Raw genomic sequence first — 20,287 nt, forward strand, 5'->3', positions numbered from 1 at the left:
AATGAAAAAGATCGTATTTCTCATTGCCCTCGCTCTTGCGTCTTCAACGCTGATCGCAAGCGGTCATGCGCAGCAAGGCGCCGCCTCGCCGACACTGGATGTTCTGCAACGCGCCGACGGCGTCAAAATCGTGCCGGAGAGGTTCTTGCGCGCCTATGATCCCGTCACGATCTTCTTCCCTGCGGATACCGGCCCTGCAGCCGGCGGCCCGGAAGACTCGCCCGAGCGTTTTGTGACCATGGAACCGGCGGCTGCCGGCGCCTGGCAGTGGCTCGGCCCGCGCGCCCTGCAATTCCGGCCGGCCGACAAGTGGCAGCCGCTGTCGCGCCTCAAGGTAACGATGCTGGCGCATGACAAGGCCGCTGGTGGCGAGACGGAACTGATACCGCTGCTGCCAGTACCGGTATCCACGGCTCCGGCTGCAACCGATGATCCCATCAGCGAGCTTGACCAGATCACATTGACCTTTGCCGAACCCGTCGATGTCGCGGCGCTGAGCCGACTTCTGTCGATCGAGTTGCGTCCTGCGCCGGGCATTGGCGACGAAGGCGGTTTGATGCTGGGGGCGCAGGATTTCGATGTCCAGCCGCTTGAACGCAACAGCCGCAGCGACCAGCAATCCTATGTGGTGAAGCTGCATGCCAGCGTGCCCGATGGCCGCGTCGCCCTTCTGCGGTTGAAGCTTGCCGACACGCCCGACTTCAGCGATCAGACCTTCGAGTTGCGCGTGCGCACCGCCGTGCCCTTCACCATGATCAGTTCGGATTGCGGACGGGGCTTCGACGCCGCCACAAGCGATGACATCATGCGCTGCACATCCAATGCCACTGTCAGCGATGACAGCGCCGCAGTCGATGATGACGGCAACCCGCTCGACAATGCCGAGGCAGCGCCGGCCGATCGATCGGGTCGTGGCCTGATCTTCCGCTTTTCGAGCAATCCGCTGGCCGGGAAACAGTTTTCGGTCCGGGACGCCTTGCGCATTTCTCCACCGGTCGACGATTTGACGGCGGAAGCCAGCGACGGCCGTCTTTATATCAATGGCCGCTTTCTCACCGACAAGGTCTATACGCTTGATGTGACCGCCGGCGCCTTGGCGGATGACCGCGGCAGACCGCTGGCGACCGGCTTCGGCCAGAAATTCGCCTTCGCGCCGGAACAGTCCTCGCTCGTCTGGGATGCGTCGCAGGGCGTGGTCGAGCGCTTTGGCCCGCAACTCGTGCCGCTGCGCGGACGCGGCTACGACAGGGCCGATGTGCGCATCCATGCGATCGATCCGCTGTCACGCGATTTTTGGCCTTTCCCGCAATCCGGCCTCGATACGGACGACGACGAAGCACCGCCCTTGCCCGGCAAGGAGCCGCAGAAATGGGCCGACAGCGATGAGATTTCAGCCGATGCGATCCAGGCGCGCGTCAAGGCCCTGGGTTCGCCGGCGATATCCGAGTTCGTGGACCTGCCGATTCACAAGGGCGGCGTCGACACCAAATTCGGCCTGGATCTGAAATCCTTTTTTGCCCGGATTGCTGGGCCTGACCAGCCCGGCACCTATCTCGTCGGCCTGCGTGCGGTGGACAATCAAACCCGGCATTGGCTTCGTGTGCAGGTCACCGACCTGACCTTGAGCGCGGTGGAGGAACAGGACCGGGTGCGATTTGCCGTCACCTCGCTTGCCAAGGGTAATCCGATCAGCGGGGCGCAAATCCGCCTCGATGGTTTGCGCGACGGCAAATTCGTCACGCTGGCGACTGGGACGACAGATGCACAGGGCTTCTTTTCCTGGGAGCTGCAGCAGCGCGCCGACGCGAAGATCCGGCGCGTCATCGTGACGAAGGGGCTGGATACCCTGGTCGTCGACCCCGATCACGCGCCTGCCCAATATGCTGCGGACAACTGGACCAAGCCGTCGGCCGCCTGGCTGGATTGGACGACCAATCCGACGGACAGCCGCACCGAGCAGAGCCGCACCCTTTGCCACGTCTTCACCGAGCGACCGATCTACCGTCCGGAGGAGCCCGTGCATATCAAGGGCTATGTCCGCAGCTATCTCGGGGGCCACTTGACGCTGCCGACGCAAGGCGGCCAGATCGTGATTACCGGCCCTGACAAACAGGAGTGGCGCGTACCGGTGCGGCTGGACGCATTCGGCGGCTTTTACCACAAATTCGACGCCGAGACGCCGGCAACCGGGGATTACGAAGTTCATTTCGAGCCGGGCGACACGGCGGGGGCTACCGACCAGGATCAACCGGCGCAGACATCCGGTGAGGACGGGAATGCCGACGGCCAGGCGAGTGATAACGCGACCGATGATGCGCAGGCAGACGATAACCAGGCCGATACTGCTGAGAGTGCCGATAGCGACAGCAGCGCCGCGAGCCCGGCCGACAACACGGTCCAATGCGGCAGCATCTCCTTCAAGAAAGAGGCCTATCGCCTGCCGACTTTCGAAGTCGTGCTCAACAATCCGCAAACCGTACCGCTCGATTCCTCCTTCAACGTCGATCTGATCGCCCGCTATTTCGCCGGTGGACTGCTGGCGGATCGGCCGATCCGCTGGCGAGCCGTTCAGTATCCCTACAATTGGACACCACCTGGCCACGAGGGCTTCTTTTTTTCGACGGATTCCCGTTACTCCGGCGGCGATGAATTCAAATCCTCGCCGGCGCTCGAACGAGACGGCAGCACAGACGCCGGCGGCGCCTCGCGCATCAGCTTCGACACGACGATCGAGCCGACGGCGCAACCCCGCCGCTATATGATCGAGGCGACCGTTACCGGCGACGATGATCTGCAGGTGCGCAGCATCACTAACGTTTTTGCCGTCCCGCCCTTCGTGCTTGGCCTGAAGGTGCCGCGTTATGTGCCAAATCCCGGCGCCATCGAGCCTGAGATCCTGGCGGTCGACGGCAATGGCGAACCCGTCGCCGGGCTGGAGATGACGGCACGCCTGATCCATCGCAACTGGACGTCGACCCTGCAGGCGAGCGACTTCAGCCAGGGTTCGGCAAAATACGTCACGCAGGTCATGGACGACACCGTGCTGGAGCGCAAGATTACCAGCACTCGGGATATCCAGACCCTGGCGCTCGAGGCAAAGGACGCAGGCGTCTATGTTATTCAACTCGAGGCAAGCGACCGGATCGGCCGCCAGCAGCAGGTGAGCGTCGACTTCTTCGTCGGCGGCACCACGCCGGTTACCTGGGCACAGGCGCCCGCGCGCACCGCGGTCGTGACCACGGACAAGGACAGTTACATTCCCGGCGAAACCGCCAACCTGCTGATCCAGTCGCCCTTCCAGACAGCCCGCGCGCTCGCCGTCGTCGAAGAGCCAGAGGGAAAATTCCGCTATGATTGGGTCGATATCGCCGATGGATACGGCCATTATGCCGTGCCCGTCCGCAAGGAATATACACCGCAAATTCCCGTGCACTTCCTCATCCTGCGCGGCCGGCTGGAGACCAGCATCCCCTCGCCGAACGCACCCTTCGACCAGGGCAAGCCTGTAACGATCGCCGCGACGAAGGCGGTGACGGTGAAGCCGGTGAAGAACACCGTAAATCTCACCTTGGATTATCCGAAGAAGGCCCGCCCTGGTGACGAAGTGGAGGTCACGCTGCATCTGGCCGACGATAGCGGTCAGCCGATCGCGGGCGATGCCACTTTCTGGATGATCGACCAGGCCGTGCTGTCGCTCGCACCGGAACAGCCGCTGGATCCGCTGCCGAATTTTATCGTCAAGCGCCAATCCACCATGGCACTGCGCGACACCCGCAACATGGCCTTCGGCGTCATTCCGCTGGATGAGGTGCCGGGCGGTGACGAGCGGGAGGAATGGGGCACGGACAACAATATTTCCGTTCGCAAGAATTTTACGCCGGTCCCGATCTATCTTCCCGACGTGAAGATCGGCCCGGATGGCATCGCCAAGATCAAGGTGAAGCTGCCGGACTCGCTGACCGTATTCAAGCTGCGCGCCAAGGCCGTCAGCGGTCCCGACCGCTTCGGCTATGGCACCGGCGAAATGCTGATCCGGCAGGAAATAGTCGCCCAACCCGCCCTGCCCCGCTTCCTGCGGTATGGCGACCAATTCGAGGCAGGCATCATTGCCCGCATCGTCGAGGGTGGTGGCGGCGCCGGCGCTGCTTCCATTGCTTCCGACGGACTGACGCTGGAGGGCAGCAAGGACCTCTCCTTCGCCTGGGAGCAGAACAAGCCCGCTCACATCGGCGTTCTCGCTGAGGTGCCCGAGCCAAGGCCTGGCAAGGAGGACGTGCAGCTGCGTTTCGGGGTCGAGCGCGTCGCCGACCATGCCAGCGACGCCGTGGAAATCACGCTGCCTTTGAAGTCCGACCGTATCCCGACCAAGCACTACGAAATCGTCGAAATCCCGGCGGGCGGCTCGAAAACATTGCCGGCACCCCAGCAAGACGTGCGCCCCGGATCGTTTCAGCGTGCGATGACGCTAACCGCCGATCCGGCACTGGTGAAGCTGGTTGCCGGCCTCAACACTTTGGTGGAATCTCCCTATGGCCCCACCGAACAACGCATATCGCTCGCCTCCTCCGGCATCGCCTTCAAAAGTTTCGCCCCGATCCTGGCGGCAGCAAACCTTGACAAACGCATCGATGGCGATGTGCACAACACCGTGCTGGCAATCGGCCAGGCGGTCGACGCCGATGGCCTTGTCGGCTTCTGGCCGCACAGCAAGGGCAATGTCTCGCTGACGGCCTGGGCCTATTCTTTCCTGGTTGCGGCCGACAAGGTGGGCGTGCCCACCGACAAGGCTTTGTCGGATCGCCTTGCGAGCGTGCTGAAACTGTCGCTACGCTCGGATTATCCGCATCTGCTCAGCGGCGACGAGATTCGCGAGCGGGTCGAGGCTCTGACGGCTCTGGCCGAAGGCGGCAAGCTCGACCCGGCCTATACTGCCGAACTTGCCCGCTCGGCCGCGTTGATGCCGAATGTCAGCGTTGCCAGAATGACCGCGGCGGCAGCGGGTGCGCCCGATGCCGACCCACGCCTTGTCGGCGGTTTGGCCGACACGATGTGGTCGCGCGTTCGCATCCTCTCCCGCAATGGCCAGCTGGTTTATGACGGCCAAGCCGAGGATGGGGGCAGTCCGATCATCCTGCCTTCCGAAACCCGCAGTCTCGCCGAAATGGTGCGCGCCGCGGCTTTGACCTCGGAAACGGATCCGCGCTATCCGGCTTTGAAAAATGCCTTGCTGCAACTCGGCGGAGGCGACGGCTGGGGTTCGACCAATGCCACTTCGGCTGCGATCCGCGCGCTTGCCGCCGCCTGGCAAAGGCCGACGACGCCATTGCCGCTGACGCTGGCGCAGAACGGAAAGTTTCAAAACCTGACGCTTGACGCAAATGCTCCCGTGCTGCGACAAGTCAGCCTGGATCCGGGCGCCGTCACCATCCAGAATACCGGAACGACGACCGCTCTGGCGCTGGTGGAAACCACCTATCTATCTGCCGAAGCCGGCTACACCGCGCAGGCCGAAAGCCGGGGATTTGCCCTTACCCGCACGCTTTTCCGTGTCCCCGCGGGCAACGCGCCGCTGGAGAAGCTGGTTCCCGATGCTAAAGGTGCGATCCAGCTCAAGGTCGGCGATGTGCTCGAGGAAAGGATCGAACTGGTCGTCTCCGAAGATCGCACCCATGTCGCCCTTACCCTGCCGCTTGCAGCCGGGCTTGATCCGCTCAACCCCAACATCGCCACCGCGCCGGCTGAGGCGACACCGGCAGTCGCGCCGACCCTGCCGACCGATTGGATCTCCTATGGCGACGATCAGGTATTTTGTGCTTCCGACAGGCTGCCGAAGGGCAACTACACCTTTGCCTACCGGACGCGCGCCTTGATCCCCGGTTCCTACACGCAGCCCCAGGCCCTTGCCGAAACCATGTACCAAAAGGGCTTACGGGGAATGAGTGCTGCCATGCAAATCGTGGTGGCGAAGTGAGCCTTCACAATCGGGACAGATATCAGACGAGGAGCCAGCCAGCCGGGCAATGACACTCTTGAGAAGCCGCCGATCAACGCTTGTCCGTTTCTCCTCGCTGGTTCTCGCAGCCGGCGTCCTGGTCTATGGCTATCTCATCAATCAGCGCGCGCAGTTGATCGCGCCTGCGCCGACCTCGATACTTTATGATCGCGGCGGCGCGTTCCTCGCTCAGATCGGCCATGCCGACGGCGCAAGTGGGCGTATCGACTATGGCTATTGGCCGCTGGAGCAATTGCCCGACCGCGTCGTCAAGGCAACGCTTGCCCTCGAAGACAGGCGGTTCTACGACCATATCGGCATCGATCCCTACGCTGTCGGCCGCGCAGCCTGGCAAAATCTCGATGCCGTCGGCCGCCGCTCGGGCGCCTCGACCATTGCGATGCAAGTGGCGCGGATGCAGCAGCCGGAATCGCGCACGCTCATCCACAAGGCGCTTGAGGCCGGCACCGGCGTCCTCCTGACCCTGCGTTACGGCCGCGATGCGATGCTGGGGCAATATTTGCGGCTGGCGCCTTACGGCAATGGCAGCCACGGCATCGCCCATGCGGCGCGGCTCTATTTCGACAAGCCGGTCGCAGACTTGTCCTGGGCGGAAATCGCGCTGCTATCAGCGATCCCGCAGTCGCCGACCCGGATGAACCCGCTGCGGCCGCAGGGCTTGCGCCGGGCCATTCACCGCGGCCATCAAATGCTGGACGCGCTGGCGAAACAGAAAATCATCAGGGCTGACGAGGCAGAGATCGCCCATCATCAGCTCGATGAGATGCGGATGCCCGACATACCCCGCCGCCCGGATGCCCTGCACCTGATATTGCGCTATCATGACCTCATCGAGAACGGCCAGATAGCCCCTGCGTCCGCCAGCACGCCGCTGATCCACACGACGATCGACCTCACCCTGCAGGCCGACATTACTGGTCTCGCACGACAATATCTCGATCACTGGCGTTCTGCGGGCGCGCAGCAAGTCGGCGCCATGGTGGTGTCGCGCCAAACAGGCGAAGTCCTCGCCCAAGTGGGTTCGACCAACTATTACGGCAGGCATGCCGGCGCATTCGACTACACCCGGACACAGCGCTCGCCGGGCTCGACCCTCAAACCTTTCGTCTATGCGCTGGCCTTCGAGCGCGGCTTACTGAAGCCAACCGACATGTTGCTCGATCTGCCGGAAGGCGCGTCGGGCATCGGCGATGCGGATCGCGAATTCCTCGGCCCTATGCTGCCGCGCCAGGCACTGGCCAATTCGCGCAATGTTCCCGCCACCAATCTACTGCGCAGCATCGGTCTCGAGACGACGTTCCGCTTTTTGCGCGATCTCGGTCTGCACGACCTGGAAACCCCAGCCGATTATTTCGGCCTGTCGATGGCAATCGGCTCGCTGCCGACCCGCCTGGATAGGCTGATGCGGGCCTATGGGGCGCTCGCCAATGATGGCCAGATGCAGGATTTGCGCTGGGCGCGCGAGCAGCCACAGCCGCAATCCGTTAGGGTCATTTCGCTCGATACGGCCCGGTTGATTACCTCCTTCCTCTCCGATCCGCAGGCCCGGCTGCCGAGCTTCCATCGCTATGGCACGCTGGAATATCCATTCCCCGTCGCCATCAAGACCGGCACCTCCCAAGGCTATCGGGACGCCTGGGCGATCGCCTATTCGGAGAAGGTCATCGTCGGCGTTTGGATCGGACGGGGCGATGACGGCACGATGAGCCGGATGACCGGCGCCGGCAGTGCCGCCCGCCTCGTGCACGCGATCCTCGACAGGGTGCACGGCAATAAGCCGGGAGACATCGCCGACGCGCGTTTCCCGACGCCACCGGACCGCAAGCCGATGGAGGTCTGCGTCGTCAATGGACAGACGAATGACAACAGCTGCAGCCAGACGCTGGTCGAATGGTTAAAGCCCGACGAGATACCGAAGGTGGCTGCACGATCGCCTGGTCCGGACGCCACCCTCAAACCTGTGTCGATCAGTGCAACAGCCGAGAGGAGCAAGAATTCACTCGCCAACGCCGATGGCTCCAACTCGCAGATCCGTCTCGCCATCTCGACACCGGCTCGCAACAGTCAGATCTGGCGCAATCCGGAACAGCCGGCGGCATTCGACCGGCTGCCTCTGAAGGCCGATGTCCAACCGCATGTGCCGCAGATCGTCTGGTATGTCGACGGCCAGCCCTTCGCCGTCACCGACCCCGACAAGCCTGTCTTCTGGCCCATTCAGAGCGGAGAACACCGCTTCCAAATCCGCCTGCCCTACCGCGACGAAACCTCCGCAGTCGTCCCGGTGTATGTGCAATGAGGACGTCGCAGTGCCGCAATTGTACCGCGGTCGGCATATGGAACTGGAAATCCTTTGAACGAAGGGGGTCAGCAGCGGCCGCATAACCGCTTAGCCATCGTTCCTCATCGCGGCGCGGAGCACATCGTTGATGCGGTCCTGCCAGCCCGGGCCATCCTCCTGAAAATAAACGAGCACGTCGCTGTCGAGTTTCAGAGTGACCTGTTCCTTGACGTTCGGCAGCGCCGGCCGCTCGACGGGCGGTGCGGCGGCCACCTTTTTGGCCGGCCTGAACAAGGCTTCCGCGGCATCAAGCGCATTGACGGGGCGGCGTGGAGTTTTGGTCACGGTTCTCTCCAATGGTTCGCTCATTTCTGCGGTCACGGTCTTATCATGGGATTGATCGTCCGCCAGGACGCTTCTGGGGTCGTTAACTGCTCCCGTCATTCCAACGAGACCCATTTTGCAAAGCGGCCGCTCCTTCAGCAGTGCGTCGTACCGATCACGAATCTCATTTAACGAATAGAGGGAACGAAATCCAGACGACTTGGTTTGGCCTTGGAAAGCGGCGCCTGGTTTCCGGAGCCGCACCATGTGTAGCCGAGGAGCCTGTTGTGAATGTTCTAAGTTTCAGCAGAAAAAACATTGGTGATGGTCCTGATGCTGGTTTCGTGACCAACGGACGTTGATGACCGCCGGCTCTACAGCTTTGCCCTGCAATACGATATGGACGGCAAGAGCTGGCGACCGAGATCTGAGACGATATGCGGCCAGCTCTACGGCGAGGTGGAAGCGTAAGTATCCCCCGGCAAAGCCGGGGGCTTTAATATGTGAGCCGCTCAAAGCGTCGGGATGCGGACGCTGACGCGGCCCCGGTTTCAATGCGTCACCTGGAGGTGGCCGTTCAACGCCACAGGTTCAATTGCTCAAGCCTGTGGTCGTCCTTCTCTTGGTTGCGGATAATCGCGGATTGTCTCCTCATCACGACCGACAGTCGACACGACGTACCCACGCACCCAAAAGTGCTACCCGGTAAAGCCGCGCTTTCTCTCACCGTAGACCCGCCCAAGGTGGATGGCACTCTTGCCCTTCATGTATCCCACAACCTGACTAATATTACTGGATCAACCATCGCGATGGATCGTCATCGATAGAGGATGGCTTGTGGCAAAGTTTGAGTTGACCGTTTTCGATGGCGAGGCGACACTTGCAATCGACAGCAAGGCAGGAGGAAAAATAATGGACGAGCCAGAGCGCTGGCGCGACATGGCAAGCGCACCGAAGGACGGCAGTCGGATTCTCGTCACGATCCGTCAGTCCGAACAGGGGCCGGCAGAAGTTGACCTCGCATATTGGTCGAATGGCGATCATTTCGGTGCAGAAGGCTGGCGCGCCTCTGATTCCTCACCTGGCCGCATCATCGAATATGCCGCGCCGGAACTGAAGTGCTGGATGCCGATGCCCTCTGCCAATCTCAATCGCACCTCGATGCCCGCACCCTGGGAAGGCGAGGACGCTCAGCAGCTCGACGGGTCAGGAATTTAAGAACTCGCGCCAAGAGCGTTGTTCACAAGGCCATAGTTCGGCGTCGACCGTCGCAACAATATCAGCGGCCCTTCGGCGGTTGAGAGACAACCTGCAGCCGGAGTTCGCCTGTTTAAAAAAATCTTGATGTGCTGCGGCGCGTAACCCCCTACAGGTTCTTCCTCCGGATTGTCTTGTTGCCGCGCGGTCCAGTTTCCTGTGGCGAGTTCTTCACATTCTCGTCGAATAGCGCCCGCCATCGGGACAATCGATCACGAGACAAAGCTCCGGCATCCACGGCCGACAGCACTGCGCAGCCAGGTTCGTGCTGGTGGCTACAGTTCCGGAACCGGCAATTTGGCGCCAGCTCGGTTATTTCTGAATATAATGCGTCGATACCATCGGCAGCGTCGCTCACCTGGAGGGTACGCATTCCAGGCGTATCGATGACCCATCCACCCCCTGCAATTGGGTGGATTGAGCGTGCTGTTGTCGTATGGCTGCCCTTGGCATCATGCTCTCGAATGCCGCCAGTCTTTTGAGACTGGTCACCGCGTAGTCCTGCCAAAGCATTGACTAACGTCGATTTACCGACCCCGGAGGAGCCGACGAGCGCAATCGTCTGCCCGGGCTGACACCACGGTGCGAGAGCGGCCGCGGCATCTATAGATCGCGCGTCCAGTACCACGACGGGCAGATCGCGTTGCAGCGCCGCTGCGTCGCGCCGATAGATAGGTACGTCGTCGGTGGTATCCGCTTTTGTGAGGACGATTACGGGCGCCGTTCCTGCCTGATTGGCGAGTGCGATGTAGCGTTCCAATCTGGCCACGTTGAAGTCCAAATTGCAGGACGTGACGATCAATAATGTATCGACATTGGAAGCACCGAGCTGGTAGGTAGCTCGGCCTTCGGTCCGGCGCTGCAGCAACGTTCTGCGCTCCAGACGCCGAACCAACGCATGATCGTGCGGCTCGACCAGCACCCAGTCGCCCACGGCGAACTCGCCGGTGTTGATTTGATGCGATATCTTCAGCTTCGCTAGACCCGTTGGCGAGACAATGCTCAGACGACTACGGTGAACCTCGGCAATGCGCCGTGGGACGAGATCGCTCTCTGCTGATGTCAGCTGATCCGAAAAGAATTCAGACCATCCCTGCGATTTGAGGAATGCAGATTCGCTTTCAAGGTTCAAAGACCAGGTAGTGGGTGCTGTGTCGCGTTCGATGGGCTAACTCCGTCCTGTAGAAATCGGCGGTTTCAGTTAGGGGGCAAGTATCACATTTTCCGGCTTTGTGCTGATCATGCGTGCATGAACGCTGCGGGCGGCAGCTTGTCCGCTCCCCTATCAGGACTTGCGAAACGCGCTGAGGTATAAGGCTGCCCAATTGAGGAGGCTGTGGTGCGACAAGCGAGCTTGAGCTGGCGCGATTTTGAATCCAAAGGACGTCGAAGCGCAAGCGGCACGCATCTGCTCGGGTTATGAGGTGAGGTAAGCTGGAGCTCTGTTACGCGAAGCGCATCGCTGTTTTCGCGCGCGCCTTTGCAGCAACTTCCTCTCGATCGCGAGGGGGTTGGAAGGTCTCAAGCGAACTGAGCAGCTCGTGGGCGCATTTCGTGATCGCAATGACCGCCTGCTCGAACGCCGCCTCATTGCGTTTCGACGGCTTGGTGGTTCCGCTCAACTTGCGCACGAACTGAAGCGCGGCGTCATGGACCTCCTCGTCCGTAGCTGGCGGATCGAAATTGAATAGGGGTTTGATATTTCGGCACATGGCTTTCTCCCGATCGCCTCTCTCTTCCACCGAGAAGAGGATTGCTTCATATAAAGTAGTCGCGTGAGCGTGATTTACAAACGGACCGCTTCGCCGCGGTCGGGTCCACGCACCGCGGAAGCAGCGTCCCCGCTTCGGGGTTGTCCCCGTGACTTTGGCGTTGTCAGAGCATGATGCCGAAAAGTGTGAGCGGTTTTCTCATAACATCATGCTCTAACTCTTTAATGTAGAACAGGATTCAGATTTTAGGCCGACCCGGTCTAAAATCATCCTATGGCGGCCTCGCATTGCCAGTCGAAAGTGCCGAAAAGACGTTGATATTGAACCAGTGCTCCCAATCAATCAGGCGGGCATCAATCGCTTTTCAGTCTTAGCGTCGAACAGATGCAGCTTGCTGAGGTCAGGGGCAAGGCCGAGCTTATCACCCGCACGGAGTTCAAGGCGCTCCCTCACCGTCACAACGAGGTTATCGGCACCGAGCTTGGCGGTGACCTGGATCTCGGCTCCGGTCGGCTCGACAAGGGCGACTTCAGCCGTCACGGGACCTTGTCCGATCGTCAGGTGCTCAGGCCGGATGCCATAGGTGATTGCGGCGCCGCGCGCCAATGTTGTCCCTTCGGGCAATGGCAGCCTTCCACCGCCATCCGCGACGAATTCAACCGGTCCCGACCTGCTGACCTGCCCGTGAATGAGGTTCATCCCCGGAGACCCGATGAACCCTGCTACGAACAGGTTCGCCGGCTGGTCGTAGAGATCGAGAGGGGAGCCTATCTGCTCTACGAAGCCGTCCCGCATCACGACGATGCGATCGGCCATCGTCATTGCCTCGATTTGGTCGTGAGTGACGTAAATTGTTGTTGTCTTCAGTCGCTGGTGCAGTTGCTTGATTTCGGAGCGCATCTGAACGCGCAGCTTCGCGTCCAGATTGGATAATGGCTCGTCGAATAGAAAGACCTGCGGATTACGCACGATCGCACGGCCCATCGCCACACGCTGGCGCTGGCCGCCCGATAGATTTCTCGGATATCTGCCGAGGAGATGCTCGAGCCCAAGGATTTGGGCAGCCTCCCGAACACGCTGCTTCGTCTGCTCTTTGGGAGCTCTCGCCAGCTTCAGCGAAAATCCCATATTCGCCTCGACCGTCAGATGCGGGTAAAGCGCGTAGGACTGGAAGACCATGGCAATGTCGCGCTCTTTCGGTGCGACGTTGTTCACGACCTTGCTGCCGATCGAAATTCTGCCGTCGGAAATCTCTTCGAGGCCGGCGATCATTCGCAACAATGTCGACTTTCCGCAGCCGGAAGGGCCGACGAGGATCACGAATTCCCCGTCGTCGATATGAATATTCACCCCATGCAGGACTTCGAAGTGACCGTAGCTCTTACGGGCATTCGCCACACTTACTGACGCCATGATTTTCTCCGGCTGGATGTTCGTAGTTCGACGAGCAGCCTTTAGTCCTTTGTTTTTATGCATGTCGTTATCCCGGAACCGCTGCACACTTCCGGGCGACATGCTTTAAGCGGCTGCAAACTGCTCATTGCATTGCGGTCGCGGCAGAATAGGGAGCCAAGGCCGCGTCGATGGCTGAAAGACAGAGTTTTCGGGCATTGGGATCGACCCGCTTTGACACCACGTCCGGATATAACCGCCCGAGATACTGGCTGATCAATGTCTCGGGAATGGCGTCCGGGAGCCGGTTGAACAATGCGTCGACTGCCGCGGCTGCCCTTGGATCAGGCCAGTAGTAGCGAATACGATCGCTATAGCTGAAATGCCGCTGCAGGCGCTCTTCATCGGGGCTGCCGCTATAGTGCCCTGCCCAGTGCGCCGGTTGCTCCACCATCATTGTTTCCATGGTCGCGGCCAGTCCGGTTCCCGGTGTCGTTCCGGCGAGGATGCCGGCAATCGCATCGAGACCGTAGAGGGCCTCGCGAAGCGCGAACGTCAGCCCGGGTCCTACCTTGAGAATGGCAAAGCCGCCGTCGACCAGAGCGGACAAAGCGCTGGTCGGCTGGTAGTCCGTGGAATGCGCTTCGAAAACCAGCCCCGGCATTTCGTCCAGCGACTGAATAAGACTGGTCGCTCGTTCGGGCTTGTAAAGGACCACGTTCGTGTTGCCGAATTCGACGCCCGGCTGAACCACGATACCGATCACCCGATCCATTGCCGAAGCCAAACCAGCTTGGGAAAATGATGTCTGATGGACCGCCAGTGTCCTCACTGCCGCATCGGCACGGGTGATGTCGATTTCTTCGAGTGCGTGAGTTGCACCGCCGGGAGGCGGCACCTCGGTCCCGATGATATACACCGGCGGGCGCCGGCCGCAGCGATGAGCGGCCTCTTCGGCAGCTTTTGCCAGTTGCGCGGCGCGGACGGCGGTGATCTCGTCGTCAAGTGCAGCCGGTTCGCCGGCGCAGCCCATGGAAGTGTCGAGATGCAGCTTCTCAAACCCGGCTTCCACATAGGCTGTGACCATGGCCGAGGCGCGCGCCATTGCTTCCTGCGCCGACAGCTTCCTCCATGGGTTCGGACCAAGATGATCGCCGCCCAGGATGACGCGTTCGGCTGGAAAACCAACGGCCGTGGCGACGTTTTCGATGAAGCGGCGAAAGTCCGGTGGCGTCATCCCGGTATAGCCGCCTTCCTGATTGACCTGATTGCAGGTGGCTTCGATGAGGACTGGCCGATCCTCCGCGGCGGCGCGGCGGAGCGTGGCCTCGATTACCAGAGGATGCGCTGAGCAGACCGAGGTGATCCCGCGTGGACAGGCGAGATTTCTCGCGCCGAAAAGCTTTCGAAGCGCGGTCTGCCGGTTCTCTTCGATCTGCGTCATGCCAGCTTCACGACCTTGGTCAGGTGGCGGGGAGATACCGTATCGATCTGCCGAGCCTGAGCGGCGCGCTCGCCGAGGACCTGCAGCGCGGGAAGGACGACCAGACCCGCGAGCGAAAGATCGACATCCACCGCGAGCTCCACATCGCCGGGGCCGCCGAGGCCAATGACGACGGCGCCCTTCTCTTTCAATTCGCCAACCAGCTTTATTTCCGCCTCTCTCTGGTCGGAGCTGTAGAGCATCACCACCGCCGTTTTTCGGTCGACGAGGCTGATCGGCCCGTGACGGTACTCCAGGGGGTGGAAGGCTTGCGTCATGATCTGGCTCATTTCCATGAGCTTCAGGGCGCCTTCCAGGGCGATGCCGAACAGCGGACCTCCGCCAAGAAACACGAAGTGGGTTCTGTCTGCGATGATGCCGGGAAGCGCATGATCGAGAGCGCCGGCGAGCTTGCGGGCGGAACCGACAACGGAGCCCGGCACATGCCGCCCGATCATCTGCAGTCCAAGAAGGACCATCAGGCTTGCCGAAACCGTCATGACGATGCCTTCGTCGGGATGGGTTTCGGCAGAAACCAGCCGATCACAGTTTTTGGCAAGAGAGCTTTCTGGTTCGACGGTTAGAGCAGTGACGAACGCGCCGGCGGCACGGCTCGCTTTCGCGGCAGCAACTGTCTCCGTCGTCTCACCGCTCCGCGAAAGCGCCACTACATGCGTGTCACGCCACTCGGACCAGAATGCCGAGGGCCGGTTTTGCCATTCGGCGCCAGGGACTGCAATCGCCCTTCGCCCGGCCATATTGGAATAGGCCGCAAGCGAGAGCGCGAGATTGAAGGAAGTGCCGCAGCCTACGAAGACGAGTAGCTTGAAGCGGTCATCGGCGGGGTTAACGCCAATGGCCTTTTCCCAATAGGGAAATTGCTCGAAAATAACCTTTTCGGTCGTATTCATGAAGTCTCCGATTATTTGACCGAACCAGCCAGCAGGCCGCTGACGAGGTAACGGTTGAGAAAAATGACGACGAGGGCGGGGATGACGATCGCGATCGAGCCGCTGGCCGTGATCAGGCCGTAATCGATGAAGTTCTTCGTCACGAATTCCGGGATGAGCACTGTCAAGGGCTTGGTCGCCTGCGGCGAGAAGATGAGCGGGACAAGGTATTGTCCCCAGGCCCCCAGGAAGGTCAGGATCGCCGCTGCCGTCAGCCCGGGTCCGGCGAGCGGCAGGACGATGTTGAAGAAGATGTAAAGCCTGCCGGCGCCATCGAGCTGCGCTGCTTCCTCCAGCGCGATCGGAAGAGCTTCGAAGACACTTCTAAGCAGCCAGAGCGAAAGCGGTAGGAATGCCGAAACATAAATCAGCGCGACGCCGACATAGGTGTCGACGAGATGCAGCTTGATCATGATCTGGTAGAGCGGGATCAGCACCGCGTAAGCGGGAATGGCGAGCGTCGCAACGACGGCAACGAAGAGTGTTTTCCTGCCGGGGAACTGAAGCCGCGTGAAGGCGTAAGCTCCGAGCGCGGATATTGCGACGCAGAACAGCGTCGCTGCGACGGAGGTCACGATGCTGTTCAGCAAAGCGGCGCGAAACTGCTTGAAGACCTCCACCCCTCCGATCCGCGCAATGTTGATGCCGAACAACCGCGAATAGTGATCCAGCGTAAAGTGCTGCGGAAAAAAGTTGATAGGGCGGACCGAGAAGTCTTCGCTTGGCGTGACCGAACTCGCAATGGTCCAGTAGATCGGCCCCAAAGACCAGATCAACAGCACGAGGACACCGACCCAGATCATCATTCGATAGGCAAGAGTGGCTTTCATCAGTCGAACCGTGTGTTGCGGTAAACGCGAAGGACGTAGACGAGCGAGATCAGCAGAGAGACGAGCGTGATCACCACCGACAGCGCCATTCCGTAGGAAAAGCGGAGGTTCTGGAACGTTTCCAGGTAGATCTGGACCAGCACCGGCCTGGTCTCGAGGCTGGCACCTGCCAGGACCCAAGCTTCATCGAAGAGGTTGAAGGCGTTTACCGTTGCGTTCGTCATCGCGACCGCGATCGCGCTGCGAACGAGGGGAAGGGTTACCCATCCAAACATCTGGACGCGGGTGGCGCCATCGATCCGCGCGGCCTCGTAGAGATGCGTCGGTATGCTCTGCATTGCGGCGAGAACAATCACGATCGTGAGCGGCATCATTCGCCAGACGTGTACGATCGTCACGGCGACAATTGCGCTGGTGCGATCGTTGAACCAGACATGATTTTCAAATGCGAGCCCGAGCGCGGAGAGAATGCCGTTCAACAGGCCCGCGCCAGGTTGGTAAATCCAAAGCCAGATGACCGAGTTCACGACGCCGGGCAGCGCCCAGGGCAGGATCACCGCAGCCAGAAGCCACTGACGCCCGACCTTGATCTGATTGATGAGCGCGGCCGCAAGAACGCCGAACACGGTTTCTGCAGTGACCGCCAGAACGACGTACATGAGCGTGTTGGTCCAGGTCGTCGCGAGCTGGCCATCGGAGAGCATCCGGCTGTAATTTTCGAGACCGACGAAGGGAGTGCCAGCCTGCATGGGATTGACCCTGTGCAGACTGTCCCAGACCGTTCGCCCCATCGGGTAGAAGACCAACGCCGCCATCGTGATGACGATCGGCGAGACCAGCAGAAGCCCAAGCGTGGTGTCGGCATTGAAGCCGACACCACGCTTGCTCGGCAGACCCTCGGACGCGAAGGCAGTCATTGCGCCATCGCCTGCTTGGCAGCCGCAGCCATCGCCTCCACCGCTTGATCGACGCTCATCTGGCTTTTAGCCGCACTGTTGATCGCCGTATTCACACCACTCGAGAACTGGGGATACCAAGGCGGGGTGCCTTGCGGGAAAAGAGGCTCGACGGTCTTGGACTGCGCCACCAGAACATCGCCGCTATTCAGCTTGCCGGCGTCGTTCAGTTCGGAGAGTGCGGAAGTCCGGGTTGGCAGGAAGCCGTTTGCGGCATTCTTCTTTTGGAAATCCCTGCTCGTAAACCACTTCACGAAGGCGATCGCCGCCTCTTTGTTCGGAGAGACGTTCGGTATGGCAAGGGCCTCGGGAAGACCGAAGCTGCGCGTTTCGCCGCTCGCAGTCGGCACCAGAATGGCTTCTACCTGACCGGCGACCTTCGACTGCTTGGGATCGTTCATCTGGCCGAGACGTCCGGGCTCGCCAGAGATCATGATACTGGTGATGCCCTGCCCGAACATGCTTTCGTTGATCTGGCTGTCCTTGAGGCCGGTGGATGCCGGGTCGACAAGCCCCTCCTTGAGAAGCATGAGTTCGAAAGCGAGCGCCTTATAACCAGCCGAGTCCGGAGACGTGAAGAGCGGGTTGAAATCCTTGTCGAAAAGCTCACCGCCGAAGGCCTTCGTCAATAGATACCAGCTCGTCGAAGCACCCTCCGTTGCCGAAAGCGGCAGGCCGATCGGATACTGGGCGATGCCCTTTTCCTTAATTTTCTTGGCGGCGGCGACGAGGTCGTCCAGTGTCTTGGGCATTTCCGACACACCAGCATCGGCAAAATGCTTCTTGTTGACCAACATGACTCGGAAGTCGTTCGTATAGGGAATGCCGAGAAGCTTCCCATCGACGGTGAAGATCTTCGCCACACCGATATCCTTGAGAGTATCGGCATCGATCACATCATCCAGCGGCAGGAACCAGCCCGCCGCACTGAACTGCCCTGTCCATGACCAGTCGAATTCGGTAACGTCGGCCGGCGCGGTGCCCGCGACCAGAGCCGTCACCAGCTTGGGCCGGATATCGTCCCAGGAGAGCGTCTGTAGGTCGACATGGATGCCAGTCTCTGCTTCGAAGTCCGCCGCAATGGTCGGACCCTGGGGTGACGGCATCAACACCGTGATCGACTGGCCGGCGAGCGGTTTTGCGTCGTCCGCCAAAGCGGGCACGGCAAAGACCAAGGCCGCTGAACCAAGTAGTCGCAAGACAAATTTGTGCATGTTCCCATCCTTCATTGTTCTTGATGCTCGGTTTAAGTCGCGTGCGCGCCAAGGCTCTGAGCAGTGGCCGCGATTTGCCCGAACCAGCTCTCGTCCAAGGGCCAGTCGAGAAGTTGGGCAGCAGCCAGAAGGGCGCCACCAATGGGGGGAAGTTTCGGTGGCGCCGGAGGCTTTCCAATCCTCCGCTCGAGTGCTCCCAAAAGGAGCCGGCTGGAGAAGGTGCCGCCCGCATAAGTCCAATCGGCATTGGCATCGCAATGCCCGGAAATCGCACGGTGATGCTTTGAGAGTTCATCGGCTGCCTGCTCCAGCAATCCTATGGCTCCCGCGTCGCCATCGCACCCGACCCGATCCACGAGAGCTGAAATCGCTGCGATCTCCGCCCTTGGGTTTAAAAGCGCGCTTGCCCAGTCGCCGAGCCCGTTCATGGGATCGAGAGGATTGATGCCGAGGTGGTCGAACAGGGCCGTCGCCAGAGCGGTCGCGGCAGCGCGACCGTCCAGGCCTTGGCTGATGAGGTTGAGCGCCCTCTGCCCGATCCAGTGACTGCTTCCTTCGTCGCCGATCAGATCGCCCCAGCCGCCGATGCGTGCCGAACTTCCCGCCGCGTTGCGCGCCCAGGCCATCGAACCCGTACCGGAGAGAATGAGAATGCCGGGCTTGCCGCCAAAGGCGCCAAGATGTGCCGCATCGACGTCATTGAGAACTTGGCGGAGAGCATTCGGGAAGCCGCGCTGGATCGCATCGCGTTGCAAGGCCGACAGGCGTGCGACCTCGCCATAGGCGGGAAGCCCCGCGGCGACCGCCATCAATTTTGGCTCATTGTGGAAAGGCAGCAGATGCTGCTCCAGCTCTTCCAGCCAGTTCGGATTGTCCATCGGATTGACGCCGCGGCCGCGGGCGCTGCGCAGGATTCGACCACTCCGATCTGCGAGGGCGACGAAAACCTTGCTTCCGCCCCCGTCAATACCGAGGATCAGCTCGTCGCTCATTCCTTGGCCCCCAGCTCTGCGATCGTCGCGTCGACGCCGAAATTAGCCAGTTCCTCGCGCCAATGGCGCGGGAGTGCGGAATCGGTGATAACCTTTGCAGTGTTGAGCGGCGCCACCTTGTAGGTCGCCATCATTCCGAATTTCGATGAGTCGGCCAGGACGAAGCGATTTGCCGATCGAGCCAGCATACGTCGATTGAGGCTGGCTTCCGCGCTATCGACGCTATAGATGGCGCCGTCGGGACTGATGGCGCTTGCGCCAAGAAAGAGCTGGTCGAACCAGATCGTCTCGATCATCGCCTCCGCCTGTGGCCCGACCAATGATGCGTTTTCGCTGCGCAGCTGGCCGCCGAGAAGCACCACTTCGAGGTTTGGAATGTTCAGGAATTCCTGCGCCACCGTCAGGCCGTTCGTGAATATCCTGAGCGGAATCGGGTTGATCCTGATGAGGCGGGCGAGCTGCAGGACGGTGGTGCCGGCATCGAGGAAGATTGCCGTGCGCGGATGCAGCAATTCATAGGCAGCAGTGGCAATGGCACGCTTGGCCGATAAATGGCGCTTTTCGCGCTCCTGAAACGCGACCTCGACCGACGACCCATCCGCAATGCGGGCTCCGCCATGCACACGATCAATCGCCCCCTCCTGCTCAAGAATCTGAAGGTCTCTGCGTACGGTGGCGAGCGACGCCCCGATCGCGTCGGCAAGCGCCTGGATCGTGGAAAAGCCGTTCGCGTAGAGGTGGCTGCGGATGGCATCCAGACGATCGACCTTCACTCCGCCTGCCTGATTCACCGAAAAGCTCCTCCAACAATGTTCGCCATATCGATCACATTTCCACTCAAATAGATCATAGTCAATCATAATATTGGTGTTTTTTGATTTTTTTC

At 60.7% G+C, this 20,287-nt stretch carries 14 protein-coding genes and 1 pseudogene; 3 read left to right on the plus strand and 12 right to left on the minus strand.

Annotation, left to right across the window (positions count from 1 at the left end):
* Position 1 precedes the first annotated feature (1 nt).
* On the plus strand, positions 2–5,971 hold the full coding sequence (locus J3O30_RS31435; protein WP_207585744.1) for an MG2 domain-containing protein: 5,970 nt from the start codon (positions 2–4) through the stop codon (positions 5,969–5,971).
* Positions 5,972–6,020: 49 nt separating this feature from the next.
* Positions 6,021–8,309, plus strand: a complete 2,289-nt coding sequence (locus J3O30_RS31440; RefSeq protein WP_246762907.1) for a transglycosylase domain-containing protein — start codon at positions 6,021–6,023, stop codon at positions 8,307–8,309.
* A gap of 90 nt (positions 8,310–8,399) precedes the next feature.
* Here the strand turns inward: J3O30_RS31440 and J3O30_RS31445 are convergent, their stop codons facing one another.
* Together J3O30_RS31445 and J3O30_RS31450 are read right to left on the minus strand one after the other, a co-directional pair.
* Positions 8,400–8,636, minus strand: coding sequence for a BrnA antitoxin family protein (locus J3O30_RS31445; protein WP_207585745.1), 237 nt, complete (start codon positions 8,634–8,636; stop codon positions 8,400–8,402).
* A 556-nt stretch (positions 8,637–9,192) separates the two neighbouring features.
* A pseudogene (locus J3O30_RS31450) lies at positions 9,193–9,403 on the minus strand (transposase); the annotation flags it as partial.
* 124 nt (positions 9,404–9,527) lie between these two features.
* On the opposite strand from J3O30_RS31450, the gene J3O30_RS31455 reads away from it, so the two are divergent.
* Positions 9,528–9,833 (plus strand): hypothetical protein, encoded by a 306-nt coding sequence (locus tag J3O30_RS31455; RefSeq protein ID WP_207585746.1) that lies wholly within the window; start codon positions 9,528–9,530, stop codon positions 9,831–9,833.
* A gap of 148 nt (positions 9,834–9,981) precedes the next feature.
* Here the strand turns inward: J3O30_RS31455 and rsgA are convergent, their stop codons facing one another.
* The 10 genes from rsgA to J3O30_RS31505 all read right to left on the minus strand — a co-directional run bounded on the left by rsgA (position 9,982) and on the right by J3O30_RS31505 (position 20,192).
* Positions 9,982–11,004 (minus strand): ribosome small subunit-dependent GTPase A, encoded by a 1,023-nt coding sequence (gene rsgA, locus J3O30_RS31460; RefSeq protein ID WP_207585747.1) that lies wholly within the window; start codon positions 11,002–11,004, stop codon positions 9,982–9,984.
* 313 nt (positions 11,005–11,317) lie between these two features.
* Positions 11,318–11,584: a DUF2277 domain-containing protein gene (locus J3O30_RS31465; protein WP_207585748.1), complete on the minus strand. Its 267-nt coding sequence runs from the start codon at positions 11,582–11,584 to the stop codon at positions 11,318–11,320.
* 342 nt (positions 11,585–11,926) lie between these two features.
* Positions 11,927–12,997, minus strand: a complete 1,071-nt coding sequence (gene ugpC, locus J3O30_RS31470; RefSeq protein ID WP_207585749.1) for a sn-glycerol-3-phosphate ABC transporter ATP-binding protein UgpC — start codon at positions 12,995–12,997, stop codon at positions 11,927–11,929.
* Positions 12,998–13,121: 124 nt separating this feature from the next.
* Positions 13,122–14,420 (minus strand): D-tagatose-bisphosphate aldolase, class II, non-catalytic subunit, encoded by a 1,299-nt coding sequence (locus J3O30_RS31475; protein WP_207585750.1) that lies wholly within the window; start codon positions 14,418–14,420, stop codon positions 13,122–13,124.
* A complete protein-coding gene (locus tag J3O30_RS31480; protein ID WP_207585751.1) occupies positions 14,417–15,370 on the minus strand; it encodes an SIS domain-containing protein in 954 nt (317 codons plus the stop codon). Before J3O30_RS31480 ends, J3O30_RS31475 begins: the two co-directional genes overlap by 4 nt.
* 11 nt (positions 15,371–15,381) lie before the next feature.
* Positions 15,382–16,215: a carbohydrate ABC transporter permease gene (locus tag J3O30_RS31485; RefSeq protein WP_207585930.1), complete on the minus strand. Its 834-nt coding sequence runs from the start codon at positions 16,213–16,215 to the stop codon at positions 15,382–15,384.
* 23 nt (positions 16,216–16,238) lie between these two features.
* Positions 16,239–17,156, minus strand: a complete 918-nt coding sequence (locus tag J3O30_RS31490) for a sugar ABC transporter permease (RefSeq protein ID WP_207585752.1) — start codon at positions 17,154–17,156, stop codon at positions 16,239–16,241.
* A complete protein-coding gene (locus tag J3O30_RS31495) occupies positions 17,153–18,409 on the minus strand; it encodes a sugar ABC transporter substrate-binding protein (protein WP_207585753.1) in 1,257 nt (418 codons plus the stop codon). Before J3O30_RS31495 ends, J3O30_RS31490 begins: the two co-directional genes overlap by 4 nt.
* Before the next feature lie 32 nt (positions 18,410–18,441).
* The gene (locus tag J3O30_RS31500; RefSeq protein ID WP_207585754.1) at positions 18,442–19,401 is read right to left on the minus strand and encodes a BadF/BadG/BcrA/BcrD ATPase family protein; all 960 of its coding nucleotides are present in this window, start codon (positions 19,399–19,401) and stop codon (positions 18,442–18,444) included.
* A complete protein-coding gene (locus tag J3O30_RS31505) occupies positions 19,398–20,192 on the minus strand; it encodes a DeoR/GlpR family DNA-binding transcription regulator (protein ID WP_207585755.1) in 795 nt (264 codons plus the stop codon). The genes J3O30_RS31500 and J3O30_RS31505 overlap by 4 nt, the downstream gene beginning before the upstream one ends.
* Positions 20,193–20,287: the final 95 nt, after the last annotated feature.

This window comes from Rhizobium sp. NZLR1, assembly GCF_017357385.1.
Lineage (GTDB): Bacteria > Pseudomonadota > Alphaproteobacteria > Rhizobiales > Rhizobiaceae > Rhizobium.